28 protein-coding genes are annotated in these 25,488 nt (G+C 68.0%); 7 read left to right on the top strand and 21 right to left on the bottom strand.

The genetic code is table 11. From position 1 onward, the window contains the following. Nucleotides 1-42: 42 nt before the first annotated feature. Together SGRAN_RS16935 and ald are read right to left on the bottom strand one after the other, a co-directional pair. Nucleotides 43-285, bottom strand: coding sequence for a hypothetical protein (locus tag SGRAN_RS16935; protein WP_067185615.1), 243 nt, complete (start codon nt 283-285; stop codon nt 43-45). Nucleotides 286-299: 14 nt separating this feature from the next. Beyond that, nucleotides 300-1,415: an alanine dehydrogenase gene (ald, locus tag SGRAN_RS16940; protein WP_067185616.1), complete on the bottom strand. Its 1,116-nt coding sequence runs from the start codon at nt 1,413-1,415 to the stop codon at nt 300-302. A gap of 227 nt (nt 1,416-1,642) precedes the next feature. Here ald and SGRAN_RS16945 point away from each other — a divergent pair, with 227 nt between their 5' ends. From SGRAN_RS16945 to SGRAN_RS16960, 4 genes are read left to right on the top strand one after another with little or no spacing between them, the layout of a single operon-like run. Next, nucleotides 1,643-2,995, top strand: a complete 1,353-nt coding sequence (locus SGRAN_RS16945) for a methyl-accepting chemotaxis protein (protein ID WP_067187143.1) — start codon at nt 1,643-1,645, stop codon at nt 2,993-2,995. 50 nt (nt 2,996-3,045) lie between these two features. Then, entirely contained in the window at nt 3,046-3,738 is a 693-nt protein-coding gene (locus SGRAN_RS16950) for an SDR family NAD(P)-dependent oxidoreductase (RefSeq protein WP_067185618.1), read from the top strand. Continuing rightward, on the top strand, nt 3,728-4,687 hold the full coding sequence (bla, locus tag SGRAN_RS16955; RefSeq protein WP_237233549.1) for a subclass B3 metallo-beta-lactamase: 960 nt from the start codon (nt 3,728-3,730) through the stop codon (nt 4,685-4,687). The genes SGRAN_RS16950 and bla overlap by 11 nt, the downstream gene beginning before the upstream one ends. Next, a complete protein-coding gene (locus SGRAN_RS16960) occupies nt 4,684-5,655 on the top strand; it encodes a 50S ribosomal protein L11 methyltransferase (RefSeq protein WP_067185621.1) in 972 nt (323 codons plus the stop codon). The genes bla and SGRAN_RS16960 overlap by 4 nt, the downstream gene beginning before the upstream one ends. A 37-nt stretch (nt 5,656-5,692) precedes the next feature. Here SGRAN_RS16960 and phhA read toward each other — a convergent pair whose 3' ends face one another. The 19 genes from phhA to SGRAN_RS17055 form a co-directional block, all read right to left on the bottom strand. Continuing rightward, entirely contained in the window at nt 5,693-6,565 is an 873-nt protein-coding gene (gene phhA, locus SGRAN_RS16965) for a phenylalanine 4-monooxygenase (protein ID WP_067185623.1), read from the bottom strand. Between the two features lie 174 nt (nt 6,566-6,739). Next, nucleotides 6,740-7,360 carry a molybdenum ABC transporter ATP-binding protein gene (locus SGRAN_RS16970; RefSeq protein WP_067185625.1) on the bottom strand — a complete coding sequence of 207 codons (621 nt, stop codon included), beginning with the start codon at nt 7,358-7,360 and terminating at the stop codon, nt 6,740-6,742. Beyond that, nucleotides 7,350-8,045 carry a molybdate ABC transporter permease subunit gene (modB, locus tag SGRAN_RS16975; RefSeq protein ID WP_067185627.1) on the bottom strand — a complete coding sequence of 232 codons (696 nt, stop codon included), beginning with the start codon at nt 8,043-8,045 and terminating at the stop codon, nt 7,350-7,352. Before modB ends, SGRAN_RS16970 begins: the two co-directional genes overlap by 11 nt. Then, nucleotides 8,045-8,809, bottom strand: a complete 765-nt coding sequence (gene modA, locus SGRAN_RS16980) for a molybdate ABC transporter substrate-binding protein (protein WP_067185629.1) — start codon at nt 8,807-8,809, stop codon at nt 8,045-8,047. The genes modB and modA overlap by 1 nt, the downstream gene beginning before the upstream one ends. A gap of 18 nt (nt 8,810-8,827) precedes the next feature. Continuing rightward, nucleotides 8,828-9,460 (bottom strand): Crp/Fnr family transcriptional regulator, encoded by a 633-nt coding sequence (locus tag SGRAN_RS16985; RefSeq protein WP_067185630.1) that lies wholly within the window; start codon nt 9,458-9,460, stop codon nt 8,828-8,830. A gap of 78 nt (nt 9,461-9,538) precedes the next feature. Then, on the bottom strand, nt 9,539-10,702 hold the full coding sequence (locus SGRAN_RS16990) for a sterol desaturase family protein (RefSeq protein WP_067185632.1): 1,164 nt from the start codon (nt 10,700-10,702) through the stop codon (nt 9,539-9,541). 111 nt (nt 10,703-10,813) lie between these two features. Continuing rightward, entirely contained in the window at nt 10,814-12,979 is a 2,166-nt protein-coding gene (gene ligA, locus SGRAN_RS16995) for an NAD-dependent DNA ligase LigA (RefSeq protein ID WP_067185633.1), read from the bottom strand. After that, nucleotides 12,976-13,284 carry a putative quinol monooxygenase gene (locus tag SGRAN_RS17000; protein ID WP_237233550.1) on the bottom strand — a complete coding sequence of 103 codons (309 nt, stop codon included), beginning with the start codon at nt 13,282-13,284 and terminating at the stop codon, nt 12,976-12,978. The genes ligA and SGRAN_RS17000 overlap by 4 nt, the downstream gene beginning before the upstream one ends. 86 nt (nt 13,285-13,370) lie before the next feature. Then, nucleotides 13,371-14,018: a GNAT family N-acetyltransferase gene (locus tag SGRAN_RS17005; protein ID WP_067185637.1), complete on the bottom strand. Its 648-nt coding sequence runs from the start codon at nt 14,016-14,018 to the stop codon at nt 13,371-13,373. Nucleotides 14,019-14,104: 86 nt separating this feature from the next. Continuing rightward, the gene (recN, locus tag SGRAN_RS17010) at nt 14,105-15,784 is read right to left on the bottom strand and encodes a DNA repair protein RecN (RefSeq protein ID WP_067185638.1); all 1,680 of its coding nucleotides are present in this window, start codon (nt 15,782-15,784) and stop codon (nt 14,105-14,107) included. A 290-nt stretch (nt 15,785-16,074) separates the two neighbouring features. Further along, nucleotides 16,075-16,869 carry an outer membrane protein assembly factor BamD gene (locus SGRAN_RS17015; RefSeq protein ID WP_067185640.1) on the bottom strand — a complete coding sequence of 265 codons (795 nt, stop codon included), beginning with the start codon at nt 16,867-16,869 and terminating at the stop codon, nt 16,075-16,077. Between the two features lie 55 nt (nt 16,870-16,924). Continuing rightward, the gene (locus SGRAN_RS17020) at nt 16,925-17,773 is read right to left on the bottom strand and encodes a peptidylprolyl isomerase (protein WP_237233551.1); all 849 of its coding nucleotides are present in this window, start codon (nt 17,771-17,773) and stop codon (nt 16,925-16,927) included. 419 nt (nt 17,774-18,192) lie between these two features. Beyond that, nucleotides 18,193-20,508, bottom strand: a complete 2,316-nt coding sequence (gene pnp / locus SGRAN_RS17025; RefSeq protein ID WP_067185644.1) for a polyribonucleotide nucleotidyltransferase — start codon at nt 20,506-20,508, stop codon at nt 18,193-18,195. Nucleotides 20,509-20,699: 191 nt separating this feature from the next. Further along, on the bottom strand, nt 20,700-20,969 hold the full coding sequence (gene rpsO / locus SGRAN_RS17030; RefSeq protein WP_067185645.1) for a 30S ribosomal protein S15: 270 nt from the start codon (nt 20,967-20,969) through the stop codon (nt 20,700-20,702). 25 nt (nt 20,970-20,994) lie between these two features. After that, nucleotides 20,995-21,951, bottom strand: a complete 957-nt coding sequence (gene truB / locus SGRAN_RS17035) for a tRNA pseudouridine(55) synthase TruB (protein WP_067185647.1) — start codon at nt 21,949-21,951, stop codon at nt 20,995-20,997. A 55-nt stretch (nt 21,952-22,006) separates the two neighbouring features. Then, nucleotides 22,007-22,396 (bottom strand): DUF6491 family protein, encoded by a 390-nt coding sequence (locus tag SGRAN_RS17040; RefSeq protein ID WP_067185648.1) that lies wholly within the window; start codon nt 22,394-22,396, stop codon nt 22,007-22,009. 165 nt (nt 22,397-22,561) lie between these two features. Then, nucleotides 22,562-23,098 carry a GNAT family N-acetyltransferase gene (locus SGRAN_RS17045; RefSeq protein WP_067185650.1) on the bottom strand — a complete coding sequence of 179 codons (537 nt, stop codon included), beginning with the start codon at nt 23,096-23,098 and terminating at the stop codon, nt 22,562-22,564. Further along, on the bottom strand, nt 23,091-23,699 hold the full coding sequence (locus SGRAN_RS17050) for a thymidine kinase (RefSeq protein ID WP_067185652.1): 609 nt from the start codon (nt 23,697-23,699) through the stop codon (nt 23,091-23,093). The genes SGRAN_RS17045 and SGRAN_RS17050 overlap by 8 nt, the downstream gene beginning before the upstream one ends. A gap of 40 nt (nt 23,700-23,739) precedes the next feature. Further along, complete coding sequence (locus tag SGRAN_RS17055) at nt 23,740-24,171, bottom strand: RrF2 family transcriptional regulator (RefSeq protein WP_067185654.1); 432 nt, start codon at nt 24,169-24,171, stop codon at nt 23,740-23,742. 96 nt (nt 24,172-24,267) lie between these two features. On the opposite strand from SGRAN_RS17055, the gene SGRAN_RS17060 reads away from it, so the two are divergent. Genes SGRAN_RS17060 through SGRAN_RS22675 form a run of 3 tightly spaced genes read left to right on the top strand, consistent with a single transcriptional unit; the run spans nt 24,268 to nt 25,479 of the window. Further along, complete coding sequence (locus tag SGRAN_RS17060) at nt 24,268-24,759, top strand: group III truncated hemoglobin (RefSeq protein ID WP_067185656.1); 492 nt, start codon at nt 24,268-24,270, stop codon at nt 24,757-24,759. Continuing rightward, entirely contained in the window at nt 24,740-25,165 is a 426-nt protein-coding gene (locus SGRAN_RS22670) for a hypothetical protein (protein WP_067185658.1), read from the top strand. Before SGRAN_RS17060 ends, SGRAN_RS22670 begins: the two co-directional genes overlap by 20 nt. Before the next feature lie 2 nt (nt 25,166-25,167). Beyond that, the gene (locus SGRAN_RS22675) at nt 25,168-25,479 is read left to right on the top strand and encodes a DUF1971 domain-containing protein (protein WP_067185659.1); all 312 of its coding nucleotides are present in this window, start codon (nt 25,168-25,170) and stop codon (nt 25,477-25,479) included. Nucleotides 25,480-25,488 lie beyond the last annotated feature (9 nt).

A 25,488-nucleotide genomic window follows, 5' to 3' on the forward strand; every position in this document is an offset into this window, starting at 1 on the left:
CGCTCCTCGCAATGCCGAGGAGCGCCAGGGCTTCCCGATGTCCTATTTGATCTTGTCGCGATTGGCGTAGAGCAACGCCGCGAGCACCGCGGCCGAGCCGATGCCGAGGCCCGCCGCGGCTTTCCACGCGATGCCCTTGCGCTCGCTGCGGACGGTGGCGTCCTTCGCGGCGGCTTCGGCCGCTTCCGCGGCTTCCTTCTGCTGCTGGAGTTCGCGCGTCGCGCGCAGCACTTCGTTTTCCTCGTCTTCGGCCGGGGGAGGAGTCGATTGGCCTTGGTTCGTCATCTCAACTTTCCTGATTAACTTAGTGCCTGTTCGACAGGCACATAGTCGGTTCCGGTCGCTTCCGCTACGGCTTCGAACGTCACCTTGCCATTCCAGACGTTCAGGCCCTGCGCAAGATGCGCGTCGCGCCGCAACGCCTCCTTCCAGCCGAGCCCGGCAATGTGCAGCGCGTGCGGCAGGGTGACGTTGTTGAGCGCATAGGTGCTGGTGCGCGCGACCGCGCCGGGCATGTTGGCGACCGCATAATGGACGATGCCGTCGACGATATAGGTCGGGTCGGCGTGCGTCGTCGCGCGACTGGTCTCGAAGCAGCCGCCCTGATCGATCGCGACGTCGACGAGCACCGAGCCGGGGCGCATCGTGCCGAGCATCTCGCGGCTGACCAGCTTGGGCGCCTCGGCACCGGGGATCAGCACCGCGCCGATGACGAGGTCGGCCTCCGCGACGCATTCGGCGAGGTTGGCGCGGTTCGAGAAGCGCGTCTTCGCCCGCGCCTCGAAGAAGGTGCCGACGCGTTCGAGCACATCGGGATCGCGGTCGAGGATGGTCACGTCGGCGCCGAGCCCCGCCGCCATCTGGGCCGCGTTGAAGCCGACGACGCCGCCGCCGATGATGCAGACCTTGCCGGGCGCGACGCCGGGCACGCCGCCCAGCAGCACGCCGCGCCCGCCGTGCGCCTTTTCGAGCGCAGTGGCGCCGGCCTGGATCGCCATGCGCCCCGCGACCTGGCTCATCGGCTTGAGCAGCGGCAGGCCGCCGTGCGGGCTCGTCACCGTCTCATAGGCGATGCACACCGCGCCCGACGCCATCAGGTCGCGCGTCAGGTCGGGATCGGGGGCGAGGTGAAGATAGGTATAGAGGATCTGCCCGGGGCGCAGCATCGCGCGCTCGGCCGGCTGCGGCTCCTTCACCTTCACGACCATGTCGGCGGCCGCGAAGATGTCGGCGGGGGTTCCGACGATCTCCGCTCCCGCCTCTTCATAGAAGCGGTCGTGCGCGCCGATCCCCTCGCCTGCCGCGGTCTCGACCAGCACGCGGTGGCCGTGCGCGACCAGTTCGCGCGCGCTCTCGGGCGTCAGGCCGACGCGATATTCGTGATTCTTGATTTCCCGCGGGGTGCCGATGATCATGGTCGTTCTCCGTCTGCGTCCGGGCCGGCGCGCCCCTCTCCGCCATCCGGCCTTCGCAACCGCCTATACAGCAAACGCGCGGCGCGCGACGAGGGATGACGCACGCATGCCCGCGGCTGGTTAACGGCGAATTTACCACTTTCCCCGCATATCCCTCAGCCATGTATCGCGGGGCGCGCGCGAACGGCGAATCCGCGCGCGCGAAGATCGTTCGAGGGAACAGGATCATGGTGAAGGAAAATCCGATTCATAAGCAGCAGATCGACCCCGTGGCGATGGCCGAGCGCTTTCCCTTCTACGATCTCGACGGCCGGCTCGCCGCCGACGCTGCCGAAGTCCACGCGATCGTCGCTGGGCACGAGGAGGCGATGGGGCGCGCCTATTGGGAGGCGTTCAACGCGCTGCCGTCGATCGACCGCCCGATCGAGGGCGAGTTGCTCGACGCCTATGTGCGGGGCAGCGCCAGGCATATGCGGGTCAAATATACCGACGCCGCCGGCCAGGAGTCGGCGACGATCGCCTGCCAGAACACGCATATGGCGCTACGCGTCGGGGTTCCCCTCGCCTCGGTCCTGTCGTGCATCGCCGAAAGCCAGCGCGCGGCGATCGCGCATGTCGTCGCGGCCTGCACCGACGATGCCGCGCGCACGGTGCGGCTGACGAGCGCGATCAACCGGCTCGCCATCCTCGAATTCGACATCATGCACGCCTATGCCGAAAAGCTGGACCACGCCGCGCGGTCGAGCGAGCGGCACGCGCTGGCGGGCGACTTCGACCGATCGATCGCATCGCTGGTGCAGGACACCGACGGCGTCCGCCGCGAGCTGGTCAAGCAGGCCGCTTCCGCCGACCAGGCCGCGAAGGGCATGATCGCCAAGACCAGCGAGGTCGCCGCCGCGTCCGAGCAGTCGGCGATCGCGATGCGCGAGGCCGCGTCGACCGCCGCCGGGCTGATCCGCGCGATCGAGGATGCGCGCAGCGAGGTCGAGGCCTCCGCCGACGTCGCCGTCCGCGCCTCCGAGCAGGCGGGCGAGGCCGTCGCCATGTCCGAAGCGCTGTCGCATCACGCCGAATCGATCGAATCGATCCTGGGCCTGATCCGCGAGATCGCCGGCCAGACCAACCTTCTCGCGCTCAACGCGACGATCGAGGCGGCACGCGCCGGCGAATCGGGCCGCGGCTTCGCGGTCGTCGCGCAGGAGGTGAAGAGCCTCGCCAACGAAACCGCGCGCGCGACCGACGACATCGCGGGCAAGATTACTGCGATCCAGCAGGCGACGCGCGGCGCCGTCGCCGCCAACCAGTCGATCCAGCAGACGATCATCGAGGTGCAACAATCGGCGCAAAACATCCGCAACGCAATGGACGCCCAGGCACAAACGGTCACCTCGATCACCGCGGCGGTCGACGAGACCGCGCTCGCCGCCGATTCGATGTCGTCGACCATCGCCAGCATCCGCAACGATTCGGGTATGGTCGCGGGCGAGATCAGCACGCTGAGCGAGGAATTCTCGAAGATGGGCGAGCGGCTCCAGTCACTCGAGCAGGCCGCGACCGAGTTCAGCCGCCGGGTCGCCTGATCCCGGTCCGGCGCTTGGCAAGCCCCACCGCCCTCCCCTAAAGGAGGGCGATGACGACGCATATCCTGATCACCGGCGCGAGCCGCGGCATCGGCGCCGCGATCGCTGGCGCGCTGACCGGCGACGCAACGCGGGTCGCCGCGCTGTCGAGCGCCGACGGCGACCTGTCCGACCCCGCGGTTCCCGAACGCCTGTGGGCCGAAAGCCTCGACCGGATGGGCGGCCGCATCGACGTGCTCGTCAACAATGCCGGCGTGTTCGCGGCCAACCCGATCGACGCGGCGGACGACGCCTGGATCGCGGCCTGGAATCGCACCCTGCAGATCAACCTGACCGCCGCCGCGGCGCTCTGCCGCCTCGCGGTGCTCCACTGGCGGGAGAGCGGGCGCGGCGGCCGGATTGTCAACGTCGCGAGCCGCGCCGCGCACCGCGGCGACAGCCCCGACCATTGGGATTATGCGGCGTCGAAGGCGGGGATGGTCGCGCTGACCAAGACGATCGCCCGCGGCTACGCGGCGCAGAGCATCCTCGCCTTCGCCATCTGCCCCGGCTTCACCCGCACCGGCATGGCGGACGCCTGGCTGTCCGGCCGCAACGCGGCGGCGCTACGCGCCGAAATCCCGCTTGGCCGCATCGCCGAGCCCGAGGAAATCGCCGAAATGGCGCGCTGGTGCGCGCTCGACGCACCGCCGTCGATGACCGGCGCCGTGCTCGACGCCAATGGAGCCAGCCATGTTCGGTAGCCGCCGCATCGCGCGCTGGACGCGGCGAGACACCGGGACGCCGGCTCCGCGGGGCCATGGCCGAATTTCCATGGCGGTGCTGCTTCTGGCAGGTTGCACCCCCCAGACCGGGACGCCGCCACCGGCCCCGGCTGCACCCACCGGCGAGGCACTCGCCGCCGCATGCGAAGGCCGCGACGGTTGGAGCGACCCCGCGCCGCCCGCGAAAATCTTCGGTAACAGCTATTATGTCGGCACCTGCGGCATTTCGGCGGTGCTGATCGAGGCGCCCGACGGTCTTGTGCTGATCGACGCGGCGACCGAGGAGGCCGCGCCCGCGATTCTCGCCAATATCCGCGCGCTGGGATTCGACCCGAAGCAAATCCATACGCTGCTCGCCAGCCACGAGCATCTCGACCATGTCGGCGGACTCAAGGTCTTGCAGGATGCGACCGGCGCAACGGTTCATGCGCGCCCCGAAGCGGTCGCCACGCTGACCAGCGGCGAGCCCGAGGCGCGCGATCCACAGCACGGAGCGATCCCGCCGTCTCGTGGCGTGACGGTGACGGGCGACCTGCGCGACAGAGAGGCATTGCCGATCGCGGACCTGCACCTGACGCCGCACGCGACCCCGGGGCACACGCCGGGAAGCACGAGTTGGACATGGCGATCGTGCGACGGCAGCGACTGCCGCACCATCGCCTATATCGACAGCCTCAGCGCGGTGTCGGCGGACGCCTACCGTTTCGCCGACCATCCCGATTATGTCGCGATGCAGCGTGCGACCTTCGCCAAAGTGCCGACATTGCCGTGCGACATATTGATCACCCCGCATCCGGGCGCGAGCGGCCTGTTCGCGCGTTTCGCGGGCGACGCGCCGCTCACCGACCCGGAAGGCTGCCGCCGCTATGCCGAGGATGCCGCGAAACGGCTCGACGCGCGGCTTGCGAAGGAAGCGGCCGCGAAATGAGCTGGCTCGTCTCCCTGCCCTGCACGCGTGCCGAGGCCGAGGCGCTGTCGGCCGAGCAGCCTGAACTCGAGGCGCTGGCCGATGCCCCGGTGGTGGTGACGCGCGAGATCGACGAAGCGAGCGGCCGATGGCAGCTCGACGCCTATCTCGACGACAGGCCCGGCCCCGCGCTGCTGGCGCTGATACGCGCGCTCGCGCCGAGCGCGAAGGGGGTCGAACCGTCGATCGAGGAACTGCCCGAGGCGGACTGGGTTACGCTGTCGCAGCAGGGGCTGGAGCCGGTGCAGGCGGGCCGCTTCTTCGTCCATACCAGCAGCTATGCCGACCGGGCGCCGGTGGGGAGCGTGCCCTTCCTGATCGACGCGGGCCAGGCATTCGGCACCGGTGGGCACGACACGACGGCGGGCTGCCTCGCGATGCTCGACCGCCTAGCGCGCCGGGGCGTCCGTCCGCGCGCCATCGCCGACATCGGCACCGGCACCGGGCTACTGGCCTTCGCCGCGCTGGCGCTGTGGCCGCGCGCCCGCGCGATCGCGTCGGACATCGACCCCGCGAGCATCGCGGTGACGCGCAAGAATGCCGCGATCAACCATGTGCCGCTGGGACGCGGCGCGGGCCGCCTCGCGCTCGCGCTCGCGCCGGGGACCGACCATCCGGCGATCCGCCGCCGCGCGCCCTATGATCTGGTCGTCGCCAATATCCTCGCCGGTCCACTGATCACGCTGGCCCCCGACATCGCCAGCGTTACCGCGCCGGGCGGCCACGCGATCCTGGCCGGGCTGATCGCGCGCCAGATGGAGCCGGTGCTCGCCGCCTATCGCGCGCACGGCTTCCGCCTCGCCGCGCGCGGCGGCAGCGCCGAATGGCCGTGCCTGCTGCTGATCAAACGCCAACGCCACGGCTGGCGGCGCAAGCAACGCGCGCTGCACCGCGCCAGCCCGTCGGACGCGACGTTCGGGAGCTGGTGAATCTCTACCCGCTCCCCTTTAGGGAAGGGGATATTGCTCAGCCGCTTTTCGCCAGCGCATAATCCTGTGTGCCGCGCGTGATGACCGTATCGCCGGGCAGGATGTCAGCGATCGGGATCGGCGGCAGCGCGGCGTTGGCAGCGTAGAGCGGCGCGAAATCGGTGTTCACCGTGACGTCGAGCAACTGGTCCAGACTGTCGACGACGAAATAATTCTGCTGGAAACCGTCGATCCGGTAATCGGTGCGCATCACCCGCGACAGGTCGAAGCCGATACGGTTCGGGCTGTCCGAATCGAGCGCGAACAGGCTTTCGGCGTAGGAGGAGACGATGCCCGCGCCATAGATGCGCAGCGCGCCGCCTTCGCGGATCAGCCCGAACTCGACAGTGTACCAATAGAGGCGCGCAAGCTGCTTCAACGCATCATATTTCAGGCTGCGCACCCCGCCCCGGCCATAGGCGGCCATATAGTCGGCGAACACCGGATCGGCGAGCATCGGGACGTGACCGAAGACGTCGTGGAAGACGTCGGGTTCCTGCAGATAGTCGAGCTGCTGCGGGGTGCGGATGAAATTGCCCGCCGGAAAGCGGCGATTGGCGAGATGGTCGAAGAAGACATCGTCGGGCACCAGCCCCGGCACCGCAACGACGCGCCATCCGGTCGCCTCCATCAGCCGCGCGTTGAGGTCGCGATAGTCGGGAATGCCCGGCTTTTCGAGCCGAAGCACGTCGATGCCGCGCAAAAAAGCGTCGGACGCGCGGCCGGGCAGCATCGCCGACTGGCGTGCGAAGAGGCGGTCCCACATCGCATGCTCGTCGGCGGTGAAGGCGTCCCAGTCCTGCGGACACGTCCAGTCGGGCGCGGCGCCCGGCGGCGGGGTGGCGTGGACGTGGCTGGGCGGGTTTTCCATGCTGGCGTTTCTAGCATGATCTGGTTTCATATGAAACTGTTCAGGCAGACTCTCGATCGAAAAGCGAGTGCTCCCGCGAAGGCGGGAGCCCAGCGCGGATAAAGCCAAGACTACCTTTCTGTCGCTCTGGATCCCCGCCTGTGCGGGGACACGGCGATCTTGCAATATGCCCGGTCAACCGTCCAGCGCCACCACTTCGGTCGCCAGCCGATCGACCTCGGCGCGGTCGTGGCTGACGTAGAGGATCGGCAGCCGCAGCTCGTCGCGGATGCGCTCGATCACCGCCATGATGTCGCCGCGCCGCGCCGCGTCGAGCGACGACAGCGGCTCGTCCATCAGCAGTATCTCCGGTCCCGCCAGCAGCGCGCGGCCGATCGCGACGCGCTGCGCCTCACCGCCCGACAGGCTCTGCGGCCAGCGGCCGAGCAGGGGTTCGATGCCGAGGAAGGCCACCGCCTCGTCGAACCCCATCCAGTGCCGCGCCGGATCAGCGAGATGGTAGCCGTAGAGGAGGTTCGCCTTCACCCGCCGGTGCGGAAACAGCCGCCCGTCCTGAAAGACATAGCCGATCCTCCGCGCTTCGGGCGGCAGGTCGACGTCCGCGCCGAACAGCGTTCGCCCACCAACGCGGATATGGCCGCGGTCGGGACGCAGCAGCCCGGCGACCATGTTCAATATGCTGGTCTTGCCCGCCCCCGACGGCCCGAACAGCGCGGTCAGCCCCGATTCGGCCGTGAAGCACGCCGCGATCGTGCGGGTCCCGAAACTCTTTTCGACGTCGATCTCAATCGCCACGGCGCAGCCTTTCGGCCGGAGTGCGCCGAACCAGCCATTCGGAAACGAGCAGCGCGCCGAGCGACAGCGCAACCGACAGCAGCGCGAGCCGCGTCACCATCGCCTCTCCCCCCGGCACCTGCAGCGCCGAATAAATGGCAAGCGGCAGCGTCCGCGTCTCGCCCGGAATGTTCGATACGAAGGTGATCGTCGCGCCGAATTCGCCGATCGAGCGCGCGAAGCCAAGCACCAGCGCCGCAAGCACGCCGGGCAGCGCGAGCGGCAGGCTGATCGTCCAGAAGGCGTGCCAGCGCCCCGCACCGAGCGTGCGCGCCGCCCCCTCGAGCCGCCGGTCTACCCCCTCGATCGACAGCCGCATCGCGCGCACCATCAGCGGCAACGCCATGATCGCCGCCGCTAGCGCCGCACCGGTCCAGCGGAACATCAGCGTCGTGCCGAACCAGTCGTTCAGCCAGCGGCCGACCGGTCCCAGCGGCCCGAAGGCGAGCAGCAGCAGCCAGCCGGTAACGACCGGCGGCAGGACGAGCGGCAGATGCACGAGCGCGTCGAGCAACAGCCGCCCCGGAAAGCGATGGCGCGCCAGCAGCCACGCGAGCGCAAAGGCGAGCGGCAGGCAGGCGAGCACCGCGACCCCGCCGACCTTGAGCGACAGGGCGACGATGCCCCATTCCTCCGGCGACAGCATCAGGGCGCCGAAAAGCCGTAGCGGGCGAAGATCGCGCGGCCCTCCCGCGACGCCAGGAAGTTCCGGAATCCCATCGCATCGGGATGACGCGACGCCTTGAGTAGCGCGACCGGATAGCGGATCGGCGGATGGCTCGACGCTGGAAAGACGCCGACGACGCGCACCCGCTTCGACGCGCGCGCGTCGGTCGCATAGACGATGCCCAGCGGCGCAGCGCCATGTTCGACGAGCGCCAGTGCGGCGCGGACATTCTCCGCCGGCGCCAGCCGGCCCGCAACACCACGCCAGACGCCGAGCGCGGTCAACGCCGCCTTCGCATATTTGCCCGCCGGCACCGCGTCGGGATCGGCGAGCGCGAGCCGCCCGCCGCCCAGCGCGCGCGCGAGCGGAAAGCCCGGCGCTGGCGTCAGGCGCAGCCGCCCGCTCGCGGGGCCGACCAGCACCAGCCGGTTGCCGAGCAGCGTCGCGCGCGTGCCCGGCCGCAGCAATCCCGCCTTCCCCACCGCGTCCATCCACGGCTCGTCGGCCGACAGGAAGAGGTCGGCGGGCGCGCCGGCGACGATCTGCCGCGCCAGTGCCGACGACCCTGCGAAGGACAGCAGCGGCCGCGCATGCCCCTTTGCCGCCCAGACGTCGGCGGCGGCGGTCAACGCTTCCTGAAGACTGGCCGCGGCCATCACGACGGGACCGCGCTCGGCCGCGGTGGCAGCGGGCGCCAGTCCGAGCAGCAGCAGGAAGAGGAACAGGCGGCGCAGCAGGATCATCGCCCGCCTATAGCCCCCTCACCCGGCGGGCGGAAGCGGTGTCGCGATGCGCAGCCAGCCATAGCCGCGCTCGATCCGCCCGAGCGCCGCCAGATCGCGCAGCGCGGCGCCCAGCGTCACGCGCGACACGCCCAGCAGGTCGGCGAGCTGCTGCTGCGTCGCGCGCACCGTGCGGCCGTCGTCGGCGTCGGCCGCCATCGCCGCCAGCAGTCGCGCGAGCCGCTCCGCCGCGGGCAGCCGCCGGTCGGCGTCGATGATGTCGAGCGACACGGCCAGCTGGCGGCCGAGGCTGCGGAGCAGCAGTTCGGCCCAGCCGATGTCGGCGCTCATCAGCGAGCGGAGCAGCGGCCGGTCGATCGCGATCAGCCGCGCCGGCCCGCTCGCGATCGCGTCGGCCTGGCGCGGGATGCCGGTGAAGAAAGCGAGTTCGCCGAACATGTCGCCGGGGCCGAGCACGGCAAAGGCGGTGAAGCCGCCGTCCTCGGCATAGCGGCCGACGAGCACATGCCCCTCGACCACCACCCAGAAGGCGTCGCCCGGATCGCCCTGATGCTGGACGAACTGCCCGTCGGCGAAGCGGCGCGCCGGTGCCGTCGCGAGCAGTCGCTCGCGCCCCGGGGCCGGCAGCCGGGTCCGCTCGGCGAAGGTCAATTGATAACTTCTTTGCATTCCCAATGCCGCTTCTGCGGCGCTGCGCCCGGAAAGGCAAGCGGCGCGGCGGCGCGCCGATCACTCGGCGGGCGTCTCCGCCTTCCCTTTGCGGGTCCAGGGATAGAGGAACTGGCCAGCGTAGCTGCGCGGCACATCCTCCGGTATGCCGTAACTCTCGGGCCAGCGGTCCTTCGGCAGGTGGAAGGTGCCGAACAATTTGTCGAGCCATGGGAAATGAATCGCGAAATTGACGTCGAATGCCTCGCGCTCCAGCCCGTGGTGCCAGTGATGGAAGCGCGGCGTCGCGATCCAGTGGCCGATCCGGTTGAAGCTGCCCCCGACATTGGCATGGAGCAGCGACGACCAGACATAGACGAAGCCGATATAGGCCTGCATCACCGACGGGCTGAACCCCAGCGTGAACAGTGGCAGCGAGGTGACCGAGCGCAGCAGGATGATCTCGACGAAATGCATCCGCGATCCCGCGAGCCAGTCCATCGATTTCGCGCTGTGGTGGATCGCGTGAAAACCCCACAGGAACGGGACCTTGTGGAACAATCGATGATACCAATATTGCGCGAGGTCCGACGCGACGAGGACGATCGCGAACTGCACGAGCCACGGCAAGGACGCGACCCCGGCGCGGAAAGCATCCCAGCCGGTCGTGTGCGCGTTGACGAATTGCTGCGGCGCGAGCGCGAGGAAGCTCAGTACCTGCACGAACATCGTGCTGACCAGATAATAGAAGAGATCCTCGCGCCATTCGGTGCGAAACAGGCGCTGCGCCCGGCGATGCGGAAAGGCGCGTTCGAGCGGTGCGAACATGAAGCCGGTGACCAACAGGTTGACGATAAAGAAGTCGAGCCCGAAGAAGATGCCCCAGTCGCGCGTCTCGGCGGGCTGGACGCTGGCGCCGCCGAGCAGCGCCGCGGCAAGCCCGATCATCAGCGCGGTCAACCCGAGCACCTTGCGCGGACGCAGCAACAGGCTGAGCAGCGCGAGCGCATAGCTGGCGAGTAGGGTCAGATGGACGAAACCGCGAAAACCGGTCCAGTCCTTGACCACCGCCAGTTCGGGGGTGGCGAACCAGTCCGGGAAACGCAGCGCGACCACCATGAACAGCCCGCTGATCGCGAACAGCAGGCCGAAGAAGCCCGACAGCCAGCCGCTGCCGAACCGCCGCACCTCGGTATGCGATTCGAGGTCGCGCATCAGATTTTGCAGGTAATCACGCTTTGCCATGCCCGCCGCTCCCCACTCTCGTCACTCCGGACTCGATCCGGCATTCATCGCCGGCCCGGCTTCGTGGATCCCGGATCGAGTCCGGGGTGACGAAGAAAAATTGCCGGTTCGCTAACCCGCCGCCTCGACGATCTGCGCCCATTCGGCCTCGTCGATCACGCGGATGCCGAGCGCGGCCGCCTGCTTGAGCTTCGACCCGGCGCCCGGGCCGGCGACGACGAGATCGGTCTTGGCGCTCACGCTGCCCGCGGCCTTGGCGCCCAGCTTTTCGGCCTGCGCCTTCGCCTCGTCGCGGCTCATCGTCTCGAGCTTGCCGGTGAAGACGACGATCTTGCCCGACACTTCGCTCTCGCGCGTCTCGACGACATAGGGCGGCGGCGCGACTTCGGACAGGAGATCGTCCCACAACGCGCGATTGTGCGGTTCGTGGAAGAAATCGCCGAGTGCCTCCCCCACCGCGACGCCGATGCCGTCGGCGCGCACCTCGAGGATCGTCTTGATTGCCTCGACCTTGCGGGCAAGATATTTGCCGTCGGATTCGCCCTCGGCCTGCGGGTTGGCATCGAGATAGGCATAGATCTCGGCGGCCTTGCCGGGCAGGCGCGCAAGGTCGCCCAGTCCCTTCATCAAGTCGCGCGCCGTCACCGCGCCGACATGGCGGATGCCGAGCCCGAACAGCAGCCGCGCCGCGTCGGGCGACCGCTTCGCCTCGATCGCGGCGAACAGATTGTCGACCGACTTGTCCTTCCATCCCTCGCGGTCGAGCAGCTCGTCGCGATGACCCTTCAGCCGGAAGATGTCGGCAGGGCCCTTGTCGAGCCAGCCAAGTTCGAGAAACTCGGCGATGCTCTTCTCGCCCAGCCCCTCGATATCGAGCGCGCCACGGCTGACGAAATGTCGCAGCCGTTCGAATTTCTGGGCGTTGCAGATCAGGCCGCCGGTGCAGCGCACGTCGACCTCACCTTCCTCGGCGACCGCTTCGCTGCCGCACACTGGGCAATGGTCGGGGAAGATATAGGGATCGCGCGGTTCGGCGCGGGTCAGATTCTCGACCACCTGCGGGATCACGTCGCCCGCGCGCTGGATGACGACGCGATCACCGGGGCGCACGCCGAGCCGGCCGATCTCGTCGCGGTTGTGGAGGGTCACGTTCGACACCACGACCCCGCCGACGGTGACGGGGGTGAGCCGCCCGACCGGGGTGAGCTTACCGGTGCGGCCAACCTGGATATCGATCGATTCGAGCGTCGTCTGCGCGCGTTCGGCGGGGAATTTATGCGCGATCGCCCAGCGCGGCGCCTTGGCGACGAAGCCCAACCGCTCCTGCCAGTCGAGCCGGTCGACCTTGTAGACGACGCCGTCGATGTCATAGGGCATGTCGGCGCGCTCGGCCTCGATCGTGCGGTAATGGTCGAGCACCGCCTCGACGCTCTCGAAGCGCCCCAGCAGCGGCGAGACGGGCACGCCCCAGCTTTCGATGCGCTTCATCATCGCAAACTGCGTCGCCTCGGGCAGGCCGCTGACCTCGCCCCAGCCGTGGGCGAGGAAGCGCAGCGGGCGCGATGCGGTGATGCTCGCATCCTTCTGCCTCAGCGAGCCCGCCGCGGCGTTGCGCGGATTGGCGAACTGGCGCGCCTTCTCGAGGTCGTCGGCCTCGGCGAGCAACCGTTCGTTGAGCGCGGCGAAGTCGGCCTTCGCCATATAGACCTCGCCGCGAATCTCGAAGACGTCGGGAATATCCGTCGCCCCGGCTTTCGCTGGAGCGACGAGTGTCTGGGGAATATCGACAATACAGCGCACGTTCGGGGTGACGTCCTCCCCAACTGTGCCGTCGCCGCGCGTCGCGGCCTGCACCAGCACGCCCTTTTCGTAGCGCAGCGAGCAGGAGAGGCCGTCGATCTTGTCCTCGGCGGTCAGCGCAAGCACCTCATCCTCGCCGAGCCGCAGGAAACGCCGCACGCGCCGCGCGAACTCCTCGACATCCTCGGCCGCGAAGGCGTTATCGAGGCTCATCATCCGCACCGCGTGCGTGACCTTGGCGAGCGGCGACGCCTCGACCGCGGCACCGACCAGCCGGTTCGGGCTGTCGGCGCGGATCAGGTGTGGGAACGCCTCCTCGATCACATTGTTGCGCCGGACGAGCGCGTCGTAATCGGCGTCCGAAATCTCCGGATTGTCCTCCGCATGGTAAAGCTTGTTGTGATGCGCGATCTGTTTCGCGAGCCGCATCAGTTCGTTGGCGGCCTCGGCTTCGGTCAGCGATTCGACATCTTTCATGCGCCGGCTTTTGCCACCGGCTTGAACTCGGCGCGAGACCCAAATCCGGCGATCAGCGGCCGCCCCTTCGCGATCGCCGCCTGCACCTCGGGCAATTGCAGCGATGCGGCGTGCGCCGCCTTGTCGGCCCACAATTCGACGATCCACAGCGCGTCGAGGTTCTCGCTATCCTCGCCGACGATATAGGCGAAATTGCCCGGCATCCGGCTGGTGCCTTCGGTCAGAACTGCCGCGAGCGCGGCGCGCTGCCCCGGTTGCGCGATCATCTGGCCGATCAGGCCATATTCGGGAAACTGTTCTTCCATGATTGCCTCCAGGGCCCGCAGGGATCGCACCGGCAGCACCGCCGCCGCAAAAGCCACAAGCGCGGCGAGATGAGTGCGCCGGTCGATCATCGCACGATCGCCAGCACATGCACCTGCCGCCGGATACGGAAGCCGAGCGATTCGTAGAGCGCGATCGCGCCCGCATTGTCGGCATAGCTGTGCAGGAAAGGCTGCTCGCCGCGCGCCACCATCGCGCGCATGACATGACCGATCAGTGCGCGGGCGAATCCGCGGCCGCGGCAATCGGCCCAGGTCGCGACTCCGCTGACCTCCGCCATGCCGGGCATCAGCATGCGTTGACCCGCCATCGCAAGCAGGCGGCCACCCTCGCGGACGCCGAAAAAAGGGCCGTAGCGGTGCGTCGCCGGCCTCCACGGCCCCGGCCGCGCATGACCGGCGAGCGCCGCCATCTCCGCCGCGTCGGCGTCGGACAGCGGGATGACCGGCGGCTCGCTGTCACTCGCCGGCGGCGGGGCGCCCACCGCGACCATCTGCGCGAGCAACGCGCGCTTCACCTCGCGCGTGCCGGGCGGCACCGGCCACGGCTCATCCTCCACGATCCACAATTCGCCATCGTCGGGAACCAGCGCAGCAAGCGCTGCCTGCGCCCCGGCCCTCTGATTGGCGGCGGCGCCGAACGGTCCATAGCGGCGGTCAATTCGCACCGCCCGCGTATCGCCCTCGGCCAGATGCGCCTGCCGCCCGGTGAGCATGCTCCATACGGGGCGGTCGAGGGGATGGTGGTCGCCCCCTATCGGCCCTTCCTCCGAAGCGGAAGGGGTTGCATATGTCTCCGGTCTCACGCCACCTCCAGCAATCGCTGCGCCTGCGCGCGCGCTTCCGCCGTCACCTCGGCGCCCGACAGCATGCGGGCGATTTCCTCACGGCGGCCGGCGGGGTCGAGCGGGCGGACGCCGGTGCGCGTCACCAATCCGTCGCTGGCGCCCTCGCTCGACTTGGCGATGACGAAGTGCGTCGCGCCCTTCGCCGCGACCTGCGGGCTGTGCGTCACGACCAGCAACTGCCTGCCCGCGCCGGCAAGCCGCGCAAGCCTCTCGCCGATCGCGCTGGCGACTGCGCCGCCGACGCCGCGGTCGATCTCGTCGAAGATGATCGTATCGGCGCCGCCTTCCTCGGCCAGCGCGACCTTGAGCGCGAGGATGAAGCGCGACAGTTCGCCGCCGCTCGCAATCTTCGCCAGCGGCGCGAAGGGCGCGCCGGGATTAGTCGAAATGAGGAATTCGACGCGGTCCATCCCGTCCGCCCCCCAGCGATCGGCGGGGAGTCGCTCGACGAGGGTGCGAAAGCGCGCGGCGTCGAGCTTCAGCGGCGCAAGCTCGCCCGCCACCGCGGCGTCGAGCCGCGCCGCCGCTTTCGTCCGCCGGTCCGACAGCGCCGTCGCGGCATGGGTATAGGCGGCCGCGCTTTCAGCGACCGCTACCTCCAGCTTCGCTAGTCCGGCACTGCCGCCCTCGATCGCGTCGAGCCGCGCCGCGAAGTCGCCGGCGAGCCCCGGCAGTTCGTCGGGCTGAACGCCGTGCTTGCGCGCCATCGCACGCAGTTCGAACAGCCGCGTCTCGGCCGCCTCCAGCCGCTCGGGATCATATTCCATCGCGCGCGCGGCTTCGTGCAATTTCGCCTCGGCCTCGTCGGCGTCGATAATCGCGCGATCAAGGCCGGAGAGCGCCTCGGCAAGCAGCGGATGGTCGCCCGCGAGCCGGTCGAGCCGCCGCGCCGCGCCGCGCAGCAGCGCCGGGCCGCCGGCGCTGCCCTCGAACGCTTCGAGGATCGCCGCCAGGTCGCCGGCGATCTTCTCGCCCTTCTGCATCGCCGCGCGCGCCTCGGCGAGTTCGGCTTCCTCGCCCGGCTGCGGGGCGAGCCGTTGCAGTTCAGCGACGCAATGTTCGAGCCATTCGCGGTCGCGCGTCGCCTCGCTCACCGCCGCCTGCGCCGCCGCGAGTCGCGCCTCGGCGGCGCGCCACGCCGCATGCGCCTCGGCCACCGGCGCGGTGTCGACGCGCGCATAGGCGTCGAGCAGCGCTCGATGCCCCGCGGGCGCGAGCAGGCCGCGATCATCGTGCTGGCCGTGAATCTCGACCAGATGGCCCCCGACCTCGCGCAGCAGCGCCGCAGAGCAGGGCTGGTCGTTGAGGAAAGCGCGGCTGCCGCCATCGGCCCTCAGCGTGCGGCGAATCAGCAGCGGCTCGCCGGGTTCGAGCGCGATGTCATTGTCGGCAAGCAGGCTGGCGAGCGGCGTCCCCAGCGCGGGCGGTGCGAAGCTCGCGGTCACCTGCGCCCGGTCGCTGCCCTGTCGCACCAGCGCGCTGTCGGCGCGCATCCCGAGCGCGAGACCCAGCGCGTCGAGCAGGATCGACTTGCCCGCCCCCGTCTCTCCCGTGAGCACGCCGAGACCAGCCTCGAAATCGAGGTCGAGCCGCTCGATCAGCACGATGTTGGCGATGGACAGCGCGGTCAGCATGGCTCGCTCTTAACGCAGAACAAAATGCGAATCTATTCGGGAGTGCGGAGGTCTGGGGGTGGGATATGCGATTTGCGCAGAGGCGCGGAGATCGCGAAGAGGCGATGCGAAAGATTCCCGCAGAGCCGCGGAGAATCCGGACCGACAGGTCCTTGTTCTTCCGGACTTCAATTGTATCGCCATGGTGCTTGGAGAAGCGCTCCCCGCTTCTCTCTGCGTTCCCCACGGTTCCGCGTGAACCAGAAATCTCTGCGATCTCTGCGTCTCTGCGCGAATCCAACCGGCTCGCGTCAGGCGGCCGGGGCGTGCTTCCGCATCAGTTCGTAGGCACGGTCGTACCATTTGCTGCCCGGATAGTTCGCGCCCAGCACCGCCGCCGCCTTCTTCGCCTCTTCGGGGACACCGAGCGCGAGATAGCATTCGGTCAGCCGGAACAGCGCCTCGGGCACGTGACTGGTCGTCTGGTATTTCTCGGTCACCTCGCGGAAGCGGATCGACGCGGCGAGCCAGTTCGAACTGCGCTCGTAGAAGCGGCCGATCTCCATCTCCTTGCCAGCGAGATGGTCGCGCACCAGATCGATCTTGAGCCGTGCGTCGGCGGCGTAGCGGCTGTCGGGATAGCGACGGATCACCTCGCCGAGCGCATTCGACGCCTGGAGCGTGATCTTCTGGTCGCGGGTGACGTCGCTGATCTGCTCATAATAGCTGAGCGCGATCAGATAATAGGCGTAGGGCGCGTCCTTGTTCCCCGGGTGGATCGCCAGGAAACGCTGCGCCGAATCGATCGCCGGCGTATATTCGCGATCCATATAATAGGAAAAGGCGCTCATCAGCTGGGCACGACGCGCCCAGGGCGAATAGGGGTGCTGGCGCTCGACTTCGTCGAACAGCGCCGCGGCGATCTTGTACTGGCCGCGGTCGAGGCGGTCCTGCGCCGCGCGGTAGAGGGTGCTGACGTCGCGCGCGACGTAGCGCGTGTCCTTTTTCACCCCGGACCCGCCGGCACAGGCCGCGAGCAGCGGCGAGATCATGAAGGCGGCGGCGAGAAGGCGCACGGCGGCGCGAGCGGGAAGGCGCTGGGTCATGGCGGCGGTATAGCCACAGCGCGCATGAACGCAAAATAAATGATGGGTGCGGCGCTCAGTTCTCCCCACCATTCCCCGCGACCACGCAACCCTTCGGCGGCTCGGCCGGCGCCGGGACGCGACGCGCCGAGACGATCGTTACCATAGGATCGAGAATCTGGCCCTGCATCACCCCCTCGCCCGCGGTCGGAGAGATGGGCGCGGCGAAGATCGCCTCCGCGACATCGGCGCCCGCGACCAGTTCGCCGAACACCGCGAATCCCGCATTGTCGCCGCCGAGCGCCGGGTCGGCATCGAAGCCCTTGATGTCGGAGAGCAGCAGGAAGAAATCGCTCGTCGCATCGCCGGGGTTAAGTCGCGCCATCGACAGCGCGCCCTTGCAGTTGGTGAGCCCCGTCGCGGTGGTCGGCTCGTGCGCGATCGGGGGAAAATTCCTGCGCGCGTCGCCGCGATTGCCGCCCTGGATCAGCCGGTTCGTCGGTCCCCAGTTGCGCGTCGCGCGATAGAATTGGAAACCGTCCATCCGCTTCGTGTCGACATAGCGGAGGAAATTGGCCGCGGTGACCGGTGCACGCCGGTCCTCTATGCGCACGACGATCGTGCCGAGGTCGGTGACGAGCGCAACATAGGGGCGCGTGTCCGCCTCGACCGCCGGAGCGACGGCGGCGGGAACCGGCGGCGGGGGCGGCGGCAGTTGCGTCGCCTGCGGCGGAACGGTCTGGGTGGCCGCGGCGAGCGACAGGAGCAGCGTTTCGAACATCGGGGCATTCCTCTGCGGGGCTGGGGTCGCGGGCGAGGCTAGACGCTGATCGCCGCCGCGCCAAGCCGTCGCGGCGTGCTTTTGCGCGCCGTTGCGATCGACCCGCCGCGCTGCGGCTAGAGCGTCGAGCTGGTAAATCCGCATCACCCATTCTGCCGTTCGTGCTGAGCTTGTCGAAGCACCGTCCTTCTTCTTGCGGTGCCAAAAGAAAGAACGGCCCCCTTCGACTGCCTTGCAGGCGCTCAGGACAGGCTTCGACAAGCTCAGGGCAAACGGTTCAGATTTGACGCCGATGCTCAGAGCGGGATGACATCGAATGGAAACGTCATTGCGAGCGGCGAAGCCGCGCGGCAATCCAGAGCGTGCGGTAACCGCCCTGGATTGCTTCGCTCCGCTCGCAATGACGAAGGGGGTCAATCCAAGTCACCAGAGCCTAGCCAGCAAGCCGGCAAGCCGGCAAGCCTGGCTGCCCCTCCCCCAAATGGGAGGGGAGACCGGCGTCCTGACGCCCCACGAAAAAGGGGCCGCTTTCGCGGCCCCTTCATCATTCGCTGTCCGAAGGATCAGTCCTTCAGGAAGTCGGGCACATGGCCCTGGTCTTCCGGACCGTCGTCCGAGCGCTCGCGGCGCGGGCCGCGGTCGCCCCGGCCTTCGCCGTCGCGGCGCGGACCGCGATCGCGGCCGCCCCGCCCCCGGTCGCCGTCACGGCCCCGGTCTCCTCTGGGACCGCGATCGCCGCGGTCGCCGCGCGGTTCGCGCGCCGGGCGGGTGTCTTCGAGTTCCTCGCCGCTTTCCTGATCGACGACGCGCATCGACAGGCGCACCTTGCCGCGCGGGTCGATCTCCAGCACCTTGACCTTGACCTCCTGCCCTTCGGACAGGACGTCGGAGACCTTCTCGACGCGTTCGTTCCGGATCTCCGAGACGTGGACGAGACCGTCCTTGCCGCCCATGAAGTTCACGAAGGCGCCGAAATCGACGAGGTTGACGACCTTGCCGTTATAGATCTTGCCGACCTCGGGCTCCTCGACGATGCCGAGGATCCAGGCCTTGGCGGCCTCGATCTGCGCAGTGTCGGACGAGGCGATCTTGATGATGCCCTCGTCGTCGATGTCGACCTTGGCGCCGGTGGTCGCGACGATCTCGCGGATCACCTTGCCGCCGGTGCCGATGACGTCGCGGATCTTCGACTTGTCGATCGTGATCGTCTCTATGCGCGGCGCGTGCGCCGACAGTTCGCTGCGGGTTTCGCCGAGCGCCTTGTTCATCTCGGCCAGGATATGCGCGCGGCCTTCCTTGGCCTGCGCCAGCGCCTTTTCAAAGATTTCCTGCGTGATGCCGGCAATCTTGATGTCCATCTGCATCGTGGTGATGCCCTCGGACGTGCCCGCCACCTTGAAATCCATGTCGCCGAGATGGTCCTCGTCGCCGAGGATGTCGGAGAGGATCGCGAAATCCTTGCCTTCAAGGATCAGGCCCATCGCGATGCCGCTGACCGGGCGCTTGATCGGCACGCCGGCGTCCATCAGCGACAGCGAACCGCCGCACACCGTCGCCATCGACGACGAGCCGTTCGATTCGGTGATGTCGCTGGTCAGGCGGATCGTGTATGGGAAATCCTCCTTCGAGGGCAGCACCGGGTGCAGCGCGCGCCACGCGAGCTTGCCGTGGCCGATCTCGCGACGGCCCGGCGCCCCGAAGCGGCCGACTTCGCCGACCGAATAGGGCGGGAAGTTATAGTGGAGCATGAAATTCTGATACGACAGGCCGTTGAGCCCGTCGATCATCTGCTCGGCTTCCTTGGTGCCCAGGGTGCAGGTCGCGATCGTCTGCGTCTCGCCGCGGGTGAACAGCGCCGAACCGTGCGCGCGCGGCAGGAAGTGCGTTTCCGCCTCGATCGGGCGAATCTGCGTCGTCGTGCGGCCGTCGATGCGCTTGCCTTCCTTGAGGATGGCGGTGCGGACGATCTCCGCTTCCAGCTTCTTGGTCAGCTTGATGCCGGCCATCACCGCCTGCGGGTCCAGCCCTTCGGCGACGAACATCTCCTTCGCCTTCGCGCGCGCTTCGTTGAGCGCGTTCGAGCGGGCCGACTTGTCGGTCAGCTTGTAGGCGGCGGCGATATCCTTGCCGACCAGCTTCTTGATCTTGTCCTTGAGCGCGGCATTGTCGTCCGACGACGCCATTTCCCACGGATCCTTGGCGGCCTGCTCGGCGAGCTTGATGATCGCCTTGACGACCTCGCGGCACGCATCGTGCGCGAACATCACGGCGCCCAGCATCACCTCTTCCGACAGCTCGTCGGCTTCGGATTCGACCATCATCACCGCGTCGTGCGTCGCGGCGACGACGAGGTCAAGGTCGCCCTCGGCGACCTGCTCGTCGGTCGGGTTGAGGATATATTCGCCGTTCAGATAACCGACGCGCGCGGCGCCGATCGGGCCCATGAAGGGCACGCCCGAAATGGTGAGCGCGGCCGACGCGGCGACCATCGCGAGGATGTCCGGCTCGTTGTGGCCGTCATAGCTCAGCACCTGAGCGATAGCATTGATCTCGTTATAGAAACCTTCGGGGAACAGCGGACGGATCGGACGGTCGATCAGGCGGCTGACCAGCGTTTCCTTTTCGGTCGCGCCGCGCTCGCGCTTGAAGAAGCCGCCGGGGATGCGCCCCGCCGACGAGAATTTTTCCTGATAGTGGACGGTCAGCGGGAAGAAATCCTGCCCATCCTTCACCGACTTGGCAGCGGTGACGGCGCAGAGCACGACCGTCTCGCCAAGGCTCGCCACGACGGCGCCATCGGCCTGGCGGGCAACCTTGCCCGTTTCGAGCGTCAGCGTTTCACCGCCCCACTCGATCGATACTTTTTTCACGTCAAACATTCGGTTTCCTTCGCCCGCCGGGCCCTATGCCGGGCGGGGCCTCTGTTTCCGGGCAATCCGGCCCGGGGCGGTGTAGGGCGTCTATCTGCCCTATGGCGGCCCCGCCGGATGCGGGAGCGGCCCTTGCGGTTCGCGAATTCCACGCGAACCAAAATGAAAGCGGCCCCGAACCCGGAGCCGCCCTCGCATTCCTATTTGCGCAGACCCAGCTTCGCGATGAGGTCCTGATAACGGCCCTCGTCCTTGCGACGCAGATAGTCGAGCAGGCTGCGGCGCTTGTTGACCATCATCAGCAGCCCGCGGCGGCTGTGGTTGTCCTTGTGGTGCGCCTTGAAATGCTCGGTCAGCGTGTTGATGCGGTGGGTCAGGATCGCGACCTGCACCTCGGGTGAACCCGTATCGCCCTTTTCGCGGGCATGTTCCTGAATCAGTTCGGCCTTGCGTTCGGCGGTAATCGACATGTGTTACGTCCTTCGAACATCCTCGTTACAGATTGAAGCCCCGCACGACCTTCAGCCTTCCGGCCAAAGCCTCTATCAACGCGACAGGCCGCTTCTCGCTGTCCCGTCCCCAATAGAGCCCGTCGTGCGCGCTTTCCCCGGTCCAGACACGACCCTGGCGGATCGCCCCTGCCGCTTCCGGGGAGAGGTCCAGAGCCGGGATGTCGACCAGCCCTGCCTCGAGCGGCAGAATCACATCTGATTGCGCGGCGCCTTGACCGAAAGCGTTCAATTTGTCCAGCGAAATCGCCTGCGCCAGCGTGAACGGCCCCGCCCGGGTACGGCGCAGCATGGCGACATGCCCGACGGTGCCGGCCGCGCGAGCGATGTCGCGCGCGAGGCTGCGGATATAGGTGCCCTTCGACACATGCGCGCTGAGAGTGATGGAGTTCAACCCCTCCCCCATCTCGTCACCCCGGACTTGATCCGGGAGCCATTCCTCTCGCACCGAACGAACGGATGCCGGATCAAGTCCGGCATGACGCAGGTTGTAGATGATCACCGCGCGCGCCTTCATGTCGACCGCCGCGCCCTTGCGGGCCAGGTCATAGGCGCGCTGCCCGTCCACCTTGATCGCCGAAAAGGCCGGCGGCACCTGCTCGATCGGCCCGGTGAAGCGTGGCAGCACCGCTTCGATGTCCGCCAGCGTCGGCCGGACGTCGCTCGTCGCGACGACCTCACCCTCGGCATCGAGGCCCGCGGTCTCGGTTCCGAACGCGATGGTGAAATCATAGACCTTGCTCGCATCGAGCATCCGCCCGCACAGCTTGGTCGCCTCGCCGAGCGCGATCGGCAGCACCCCCGACGCCAGCGGGTCGAGCGTCCCGCCATGCCCCACCTTAACCCTGCCGAGCCCGCGTTCGCGGCACACGCGCTTGACCGCGGCGACCGCCTGGGTCGAGCCGAGGCCGATGGGCTTGTCGAGGATGATCCAGCCGTTCATTCGCACGCCGCTAGGGCGCGACGACGTGCCTTGTCAATTTCGCTTCAATTTCGCGTCACTTTTGTGGATCCGCCGCCGCCTTCTTCGCGGGCGGCGGCGGCGAGGTGACGAAGGAGTTGAGGCGGCAGCGTTCGCCGCGCACGATGAGCGTCGCGAACTTGTCGAGCCGCGACACGCCGCGCGCGTCGATCCCGATTGCCTGCGCGAAATCGAGGTCGCGGCACGGGCCGACGAAGCGTCCGTAGAACCATTCGCCGCGGCGCCCCTCGATCCAGATGCCGTCTTCGCCATCCGCCTGCCAGTTGCGGATCGTCGCGTCGCCGGGAAAGGCGATGCTCGATTCGACGCCCAGCGCGCGCGGCGCCTGTGCCGGTTCGTCGGCCGCCGCCGCTGCCGAAAGGGGAAGCAGCAGAGCGGCCAGGGAGAGAGCGATTGTCTGTTTCATGCCGCGGATGATGGCACGGCGCGCCTGAACGAGGGCTGACCCGCGGACAGCAAATTCCCGACCCCATCATTGCGAGGGAGCGAAGCAATCTCCAGCCTGCGGCCTCGCGCAGACCGATGGCCGGGAATTGCTTCGTCGCCTGCCGTTCCTCGTAGGGACGAAGAGCTAGCGGCGCCAGTCCGCTTCAAGCAGCGACCACAGCCCCGTGTCGCGGACATGGCCGGTCCAGGTGACGCGCTCGGCGCGCAGCACGCCTTCCTTGCGCGCGCCGAGCTTCGCGACCGCCGCCTGGCTGCGCGCATTGCGCTCGTCGATACGGAATTCGATGCGGCGGATGCCGACCGCGAAGGCGTGGTCGATCATCAGCCGCTTGACCCGGCCATTCAGGCCGGTACCGCGCGCGTCGGGATGGATATAGCTGTTGCCGATCTCGACCGTCTGCGCCGAGGGGACCGGGCGTAGCCACGCGGTCATACCGACCAGCCGGCCGTCCGCGACGATCGCATAGGGCATCCGTCCCTCGCCGCCGATCAGCGCATCGAAGCTCGCGTCGAAATGCGCGGGATCATAGCTGACCGAATAGATCGGCCAGATATCCGCGTCGGCGGCGCAGACTGCGCGCAGCGCCTCGCGGTGTCCCTCGGTCAGCCTGACGAGCGCGAGGGCGCCGTCGGCAAGTTCGGCATGGAGGCGGTCAAGCATCGGCGGGCGCCTTTGTCTCCGCGGCCTCGCGCCGTTTCTGCATGAAATGCCGCCGGCACATCGCTACATAGCGGTCGTTGCCGCCGATCTCTGTCTGCGCGCCCTCGACCACCGCGCGGCCGTCGGCGTCGACGCGCAGGTTCATCGTTGCCTTGCGCCCGCATTCGCACACCGCCTTCAGCTCGATCAGCGCGTCGGCCAGTCCGAGCAGCGCCGCCGAGCCGGGGAAGAGGTCGGCGGCGAAATCGGTGCGCAGGCCATAGCAGAGCACCGGAATGTTCGCCTCGTCAGCCAGCCGCGCGAGGTCGAGCACCTGCGCGCGCGACAGGAACTGCGCCTCGTCGATCAGCACGCAGGCGAGCGGGCGCTGGCGATTCTCCACCTGCACCGCCGCCCACAAATCGCTGTCGGGATCGAACTTGCGGGCGTCGGCGAGCAGGCCGATGCGGCTGGTGATCTGCCCGGCGCCATAACGGTCGTCGAGCGCCGCAGTCCACAGCATCGTCTCCATGCCGCGCTCGCGATAGTTAAAATCCGCTTGAAGCAGCGTCGTCGACTTGCCGGCGTTCATGCTGGCATAATAGAAATAGAGCTTGGCCATCAGCGCCTGTTATCGCGTGCGCGGCGCGGCGCAACGGGAATCAGGCGACGCCGAGCAGCGTGCGGAACCGCGATGGCTGCGGCACTAGGTCGGTGAGCGTATAGCCGTCGAGATGCGCCAGGAACGCCGCCAGCGCCCCGCCGAGCGCATTCTGCAGGCCGCACCCCCCACACACCGGGCAGGTCGACGTCGCGGGGTCCATGCATTCGACCAGCCCCTCCAGATTCTCGAACTGGCGGACGACCGTGCCGACTCCGACGTCATCGGCCCCGCGCGCGAGCGTCAACCCGCCGCCGCGCCCACGCTGCGCGCTAACATAGCCGAGCGCCTGCAGCCGCTGCGCGACTTTGGCGAGATGGTTGCGCGAAATGCCGTACTGGCCCGCGATCTCCTCGACCGACATCTGGCGCCCGGTGGCGGCGAGCGCCATCAGGATGCGCAGGGCGTAATCGCTGTGCAGGCTCAGTCGCATGAATTAGGTATATTGAATATTGCTTTTCCGCTCAAGGTCGCTAAACAGGTATTTCAGATACCCAATTAGATCGAACCTCAGGATTTCGAACGAGCCATGGCAACGAGAACGGTGCAGGCCCACCCGCATGCGATCGCGGCGCGCGAGGAACGGCGCGCCGAAGCGCTGGCGATGGGAATCGACGAACCCTTCATCGCCGATCTGGTCGATCGCTTCTATGCCTCGGTGCGCGAGGATGCGGTGCTGGGCCCGATCTTCAACGCGCAGATTTCCGACTGGCCCGCGCACCTCGGCCAGATGAACCGCTTCTGGCAGTCGGTCCTGCTCAGCGCTGGCAATTTCACCGGCAACCCGATGATGAAGCATCTCGCGATCCCGACGATCGCGCAGGAGCATTTCCAGCAGTGGCTCGCGCTCTTCTATCGGACGCTGCACGCGATCGCGCCGACCCCCGAAGCGGCCCGCCACATCGGCGGCAAGGCGCGGATGATCGCCGAGAGCCTGCTCACCGGCATCTGGGTCCATCGCGACCGAGAAGACCCGCTCGCCAAGAAAGTGGAACTGCCCCATGTCTCATCCGTCCTCTGACCTGCCCGCGGCATCGCAGCCGCCCTACATCGCCAACGACCCGCACGAGACGAGCGGGGTCCAGGCCGGCTTCCAGCTTCCGCGCTGGATATGGCATTCGATGTTCGCCTTCTACGCGATCTTCTTCATCGCCGTCGCCGCGGCAACGGGGCGCGACACCGCAACGGTGATGATGCTCGTCATCTCGCTGCTCTACATGCTGATGTTCTTCGGTACCGCTGGCCTCCTCCACAAGCAGAAGGGACGCGAGCACGACTCGCCGCTCGACCGCGCCGGCGGCCTGCTCGAAACCTGGACGGGGCCGATGGACGCGCGCACCGTCGCCGCGCAGATCCTTGCGGTTCCGGCGGGCTTCGCCTTCCTCGGCATCGTCGTCTTCCTCGCCCGCGCCTCGGCCGGTTTCTGATCGTGGCGCCGATCGCGGAGCGCGGGCCGCCGCTTCCCTCCGGCGCCCGCGCATATCGCACCATCGGGCCGTTCGGGGCCGATACCATTCCCACCGGGCTGCTTGGCCGCCATACGCTCAAGGAAGGGGCGTGGGGATTGCTGTCCGTCATCGCCGGATCGATCCGTTTCCATTGGGACGACGAAGCCGGGGGCCATCGCCTGCTGAAATCCGGCGACACCATGCTGATCCCCCCGCACGTTCCGCATCATCTGGAACGGCGCGGATCGGTGACGATCGAAATCGCCTTTTGCGCTGCCGCGTCCGCGGCTTGACTCGCCGCC

The organism is Sphingopyxis granuli (assembly GCF_001559015.1).
Classification (GTDB): Bacteria; Pseudomonadota; Alphaproteobacteria; order Sphingomonadales; family Sphingomonadaceae; genus Sphingopyxis; species Sphingopyxis granuli.